The organism is Parapedobacter sp. (genome assembly GCF_053550995.1).
Genome location: NZ_JBMQOC010000080.1, coordinates 1 through 6,057, shown reverse-complemented (window position 1 = coordinate 6,057; position 6,057 = coordinate 1). Strand labels below are relative to the sequence as shown.

5 protein-coding genes are annotated in these 6,057 nt (G+C 48.2%); all 5 read left to right on the top strand.

The annotated features are described in order from the left end of the window. A partial coding sequence (locus ACO1NT_RS11225; protein WP_449048719.1) for a 4Fe-4S dicluster domain-containing protein occupies positions 1-1,901 on the top strand: 1,901 nt, incomplete at its 5' end. A 22-nt stretch (positions 1,902-1,923) separates the two neighbouring features. After that, on the top strand, positions 1,924-3,405 hold the full coding sequence (gene nrfD / locus ACO1NT_RS11220) for an NrfD/PsrC family molybdoenzyme membrane anchor subunit (protein WP_449048718.1): 1,482 nt from the start codon (positions 1,924-1,926) through the stop codon (positions 3,403-3,405). A gap of 4 nt (positions 3,406-3,409) precedes the next feature. Next, on the top strand, positions 3,410-3,946 hold the full coding sequence (locus ACO1NT_RS11215; RefSeq protein ID WP_449048717.1) for a DUF3341 domain-containing protein: 537 nt from the start codon (positions 3,410-3,412) through the stop codon (positions 3,944-3,946). Then, entirely contained in the window at positions 3,939-4,562 is a 624-nt protein-coding gene (locus ACO1NT_RS11210) for a c-type cytochrome (RefSeq protein ID WP_449048716.1), read from the top strand. The genes ACO1NT_RS11215 and ACO1NT_RS11210 overlap by 8 nt, the downstream gene beginning before the upstream one ends. A 20-nt stretch (positions 4,563-4,582) precedes the next feature. After that, positions 4,583-5,818, top strand: coding sequence for a quinol:cytochrome C oxidoreductase (locus tag ACO1NT_RS11205; RefSeq protein ID WP_449048715.1), 1,236 nt, complete (start codon positions 4,583-4,585; stop codon positions 5,816-5,818). The last annotated feature ends 239 nt before the right edge of the window (positions 5,819-6,057 follow it).

Sequence of the window (6,057 nt, the reverse complement as noted above, 5' to 3'; positions counted from 1 at the left end):
GCTATGGCAGTACCATTGATTTGGATAATCCTTCTCACCAATATAAAGGCAACGATGAAGCGTTTGAAGCGTTTTTGGCAGAAGCGGGCCGCGGTGAGGTGGATGTCGCATTTTTCATGAATACCAACCCCCTCTACGAGTATGCCAAAACGAATGCGGTAGCGGAGGCGTTCGGAAAAATCAAATTTAAGCTTTCATTTGCAGATCGCGAGGATGAAACTGCGGCGGAATTGGAGGCGATTGCTCCAAACCATAATTTTTTGGAGTCTTGGGGTGATGCGCATCCACGCGGTGGCTACTATACCATTGTGCAACCAACGATCAATCCGGTATACAACACCCGCCAAGCGGAACAAAGCCTTTTGGTTTGGGCCGGCGATAATATCGATTATTATACGTTTGTCAAGAACAATTGGGAGCAGCAGATTCTTGCCGGTGGTACTAAGACATGGAAAGATGTCCTGCAAACGGGGTTTGAATTTAAGGGTGACCAACCGGCGGGAACTTACAGTTTCGATGTATCGGGCTTGGGTGCCATAGCACAAGCGATCGCCAACCAAAGCAAGGCCCAGGCAAAGGATGTCGAGGTGCAGCTTTACCAAAGCGTTGCGCTCAAGGATGGCAAACAGGCGAACAATGCCTATCTGCAAGAGTTGCCCGACCCCGTATCCAAGGTTACTTGGGACAACTATGCGGCGCTCAATCCGAAGTTTGCTGAAACATTGGGCTTGGGAGAAAATAGCTTGGTAACAGTGGAAGGGGAAAACGGTTACAAGATTACATTACCGGTATTGATGCAGCCAGGCCAAGCGATGGGGACGGTATCCATCGCTGTAGGTTATGGCCGTACCAAAGCTGGTAAGGCCGGTAACAATGTGGGTAAGAATGCATATCCGTTGGTGAAATTTCAAAACGGCACAATGCAATACAACACTACAGCGAAGTTGACCAAAGCGTGCGGTTCATATGAGCTGGCTCAGACCCAAACCCATCACACCATCGAAGGTCGTAACATTATTCGCGAAACCAGTTTTGCCAAATACCAGGAAAATCCGGCCCACAACGCCGGCCGATGGACCGATACGCACAAAACGTACGATTTGTGGAATAAATATGAACAACCTGGCCATAAGTGGGTGATGGCAATCGACCTCAATGCCTGTACGGGTTGCGGTTCTTGTATCGTAGCTTGTAATCTGGAGAATAATATACCCGTGGTGGGCCGCGATGAAGTACGCCGCCGTCGGGAAATGCACTGGATACGGATAGACCGGTATTATTCTATTGAGCAGGACGGCCAAGCTTATACGGAAGAAGACGAGATCCGTCACCTGGATGATATGGAAAGTGTATCCGTGGTACACCAACCCATGCTCTGCCAACACTGCGAGCATGCACCATGTGAGACGGTGTGTCCGGTGTTGGCTACGGTCCACTCATCGGAGGGGCTGAACCACATGGCCTATAATCGGTGCTTTGGTACACGGTATTGCGCCAATAACTGTCCATATAAAGTTCGCCGTTTCAACTGGTTCAACTATTGGAACGACTCGCGTTTCGATAATTACCTTAACAATGAGTTTACTCACTTGGTGCTTAATCCTGACGTGGTTTCCCGCTCACGCGGTGTAATGGAGAAATGTTCGATGTGTATTCAACGCATCCAAGCGGGTAAGTTGCAGGCAAAGATCGAGAAACGTCAATTGAAAGACGGTGATATCAAATTGGCTTGTGCTTCAGCATGTTCGGCAAATGCGATTATTTTCGGCGACGCCAACGATCCCGAATCGGAAGTGTCGAAAGCGCTGAAAAATGAACGTGTGTACTATGTGCTGGAGGAAATCAATGTTCAGCCGGGAATCGGTTATATGACGAAGGTTAGAAACACGTACGACGCTTAATTAATTTTGAAAAAACATACTTATGTCATCGCATAACGAATCAATAATAAGGGAACCTTTAGTAACCGGCAAAGACATCACCTATGCCAAGGTGACTGACGATATCCTATTGCCGGTGGAAAACAAGCCTAACAAGGCGTGGTGGATCGGCTTTACGTTAGCGGCGTTAGGGGCTTTACTGTGGGTATTTAGTGTAAGTTACACATTCTGGACCGGTATTGGTGCTTGGGGGCTTAACAAGACCGTTGGCTGGGCGTGGGATATCACCGACTTTGTGTGGTGGGTAGGTATCGGCCACGCCGGTACGTTGATTTCGGCGGTCCTATTGATTTTCCGCCAGAATTGGCGTAACTCCATCAATCGGTCGGCCGAGGCCATGACCATTTTTGCGGTAATCTGTGCGGCGACCTATGTTGTTGCCCACATGGGCCGCCCGTGGCTGGCCTATTGGATTTTTCCGCTACCCAATCAATTTGGTTCGCTGTGGGTCAACTTCAACTCACCGTTGGTATGGGATGCATTTGCTATTTCGACATACTTTACCGTATCCTTGGTGTTTTGGTATTGCGGACTGCTTCCGGATATTGCGTCGGTACGTGACCGTGCGGCTGGCTTGAAGCGGCGTATATATTCCATTATGTCATTCGGATGGAACGGCTCAGTGAAGACCTGGCAACGGTTTGAGATCGTTTCATTGATCCTTGCCGGTATTTCTACCCCATTGGTGCTTTCCGTGCACACCATCGTATCCATGGACTTTGCCACATCGGTAATCCCGGGTTGGCACACCACTATATTCCCGCCGTATTTCGTTGCAGGGGCTATCTTTTCGGGCTTTGCGATGGTGCAGACCCTGTTGCTGATCATGCGTAAGGTACTCAACTTCGAGAATTACATTACCATGTTCCATATCGAGTCCATGAACAAAATTATCTTGGCTACGGGTTCTATTGTCGGTATTGCCTACTTGACGGAGTTGTTCATCGCATGGTACTCGGGGTCTGAATATGAAATGTATGCGTTTGCCAATCGGATTGCGGGACCCTACTGGTGGGCGTATTGGACAATGATGACGTGCAACGTTATTTCGCCCCAATTGTTTTGGTTTAAACGTATCCGTACTAGTATTCCCATTTCATGGGTACTTTCTATTGTAGTCAATATCGGGATGTGGTTTGAGCGTTTCGTGATTATCGTCACCTCATTGCACCGCGACTACTTACCTTCTAGCTGGGCCATGTTTTACCCCTCGTGGGTAGATGTTGGTGTATTTGTCGGTTCGGTTGGCGTTTTCTTTACGCTGTTCCTGCTGTTTCTGCGTTTTCTGCCGGGCATAGCCATTGCCGAGGTGAAACTGTTACTCAAGAGTGCCAGTTTGCAGCAAAAGACCAAGCTGATTGGGGAGGGCCATCAGGATAGGGAACAAGTCGAATTTTTCAGAAAGTCGCTGACGAAGTACGACTCGGTTACCGAAGAAGAAATTAACGAATTAGAAACGAAATAGCGCAATGAGCAATATTAAGTATATCCTTGGTAGTTTTGCCGATCCGGATGAAATGATGGACGGAATTGATAAATTGCAAGCTAACAACGTCAGCATCTACGATTGCTTTACACCCATGCCGATCCACGGTATTGAAGCAAAGCTCGGTGTTAAGCCTTCACGCTTGCCGATTGCTGCTTTTTGCTTCGGGATTACAGGTACGTGCCTCGGGTTCAGCTTGCTTTTTTATACGATGACCTACGATTGGCCAATGAACATTGGTGGCAAGCCGTCGCTTCCCTTGCCGGCATTCGTACCCGTTACGTTCGAGGTAACGATTCTGCTTTGCGCATTGGGTATGGTGGCTACATTCTTTTTCCGTAACCATCTGTTTCCGGGCCGTGCGCCTCGCGTGATGGATTTTCGAGCCACGGACGATCGGTTCATTATTGCCATCGATGCCAAAGACAATGCGGACCATGACAAGATAGAAGGCCTGTTGAAGTCGGCAGGTGCGGTTGAAGTGAAGTACAATGAACGAAAATATGTTAGCTATGAATAAGATGAAACTTCTTAGCGCTGTAGGTGCAGCCGTCGCAATTGCGGCCGTGGTGACCTCCTGCGGCGACGGCACTACGCGTAGCCGCGGCTGGGAGTTTTCACGGAATATGTATGATCCCTTGGGTTATAACCCTGATCAGCCGAATCCGAATTTTGCTGACGGGAAAACTGCCCAGATGCCACCGGCAGGCACGGTACCTGTCGGTTTCGAGCGGTTCCCTTATGGCAATACGACGGAAGATTACGAGCGTGCGGGTGCAGAACTCGTGAATCCACTTATCCGTACGGAAGCCAACCTTGCAAAAGGGAAGGCATTGTATCAAGTATATTGCGCGGTGTGCCACGGCCCCGAGGGGCATGGCGATGGCCCAATTACGAAAGACAGGACCTTGGAGGCGGAATCGCGCCAACTGGAAAACTTTCCTCCACCGCCATCCTATGCACGCTCAGACGGCATCAATTCTTCCCGGGGTGGATTGATGGCTGATCTTAGCGACGGCAAGATATACCACACCATTACCTACGGGCTGAACATGATGGGATCGCATGCATCGCAACTGTCGCCCGAAGAGCGCTGGCAGGTGGTCATGTATGTTGGAGAATTACAAAAGAACTAATATTATATCAGCTATATTAAATGGGAACTCACAGTCATCATAACGATTATAACTTCAGCGAGCAATTTAAATTCACTGGAAGGGGGAAAGTGGTGAGTTTGGTCGCGTTAGCCATTGGCGTCGTGACTATCGCTATTGGCTTGCTCTCCAGCGACCACATCACCGTAGAACGTACTTACGCCAACTTGCTGCTGATGGGATATTATTTTACAGGTGTATGCGCCGCTGGTGGATGTTTTCTGGCCATCCAATACGTTACGCAGGCAGGTTGGCCATCCGGCTTGATAAGAATACCGCAGGCAATGGCGTACGTATTGCCGATTGCATCATTGATTTTACTCATTATTATCGTCAGCGGGTTGTTCTCTCATAATCTTTACCATCACTGGTTCGGCGAAGGGCTGACCGATCCCAACAGTGCAAACTATGACGCATTAATAGCCGGTAAATCGTCCTTCCTAAATGCGCCGGGTTTTTTAATTAGGCAGGTGGCGTTTATGGGCGCGTATAGTATCTGTGCGTGGCTTTTGGCGAGGTATTCTTACAGCGAGGATCTAAACGGTGGACTTAACTCTTATAAAAGGAGTTTCAAGGTCTCGGCTATATTCTTGGTGATTTTCGGATTCACGTCGCCCATCTGGATGTTTGATACGATTATGTCTCTCGAAGCCCATTGGTTTTCCACCATGTTTGGATGGTATAACTTCGCGGCGATATTCGTGAGTGGCCTTTGCGTCATTACATTGATTGTAATTCTATTGAAGAAGTCAGGGTATTTGGCGTGGGTCAATGAAAATCACCTGCACGATCTAGGGAAATTGATTTTTGGCTTTTCCATTTTTTGGACGTATGTTTGGTTTGCACAGTTCATGTTGATTTGGTATGCCAATATTCCGGAAGAAACCGTTTACTTCTATAAGCGTTGGGAGCCGGAGTACAAACCTTGGTTTTGGATTAACATATTCATCAATTTTGTGATACCAGTGTTGGTTTTGGTCAATCGCGACTTTGTGCGTAACAGGAAGGTCCTTGGGGCGGTGTGTATTGTGTTGCTTCTCGGTCATTGGCTCGACTTTTACATCATGGTGATGCCGGGAACGGTGGAAGCCCATCGTGCTTTTGGTTGGGTGGAGATCGGGGCAGCCCTTGGTTTTACCGGGTTGTTTGCTTTCCTCGTACTAAACAAGTTGAGTAAGCATGCATTAGCACCGGCCAAGCATCCGTTCTTGGAAGAGAGTTTGCACCATCAAATTTAGGTAGTTAAAGACTACCGACATGAATTTAAAGATACGAAATACTAAATAGGGATAATCGTTATAATAAGAAATGGGCTTTATAAATAATAGCAAGTTTAGGGCGGTCCTCGTGCTGGCACTCATTGTGGGAATAGGGCTGACAAATCGTGCGTTTTCGCAGGAAGCCGTGGATACGGTGACGCAAGCAGTTGATACGGCGACGATGGCGGCGGCCGACACATCAGCGGGTGATACATCAG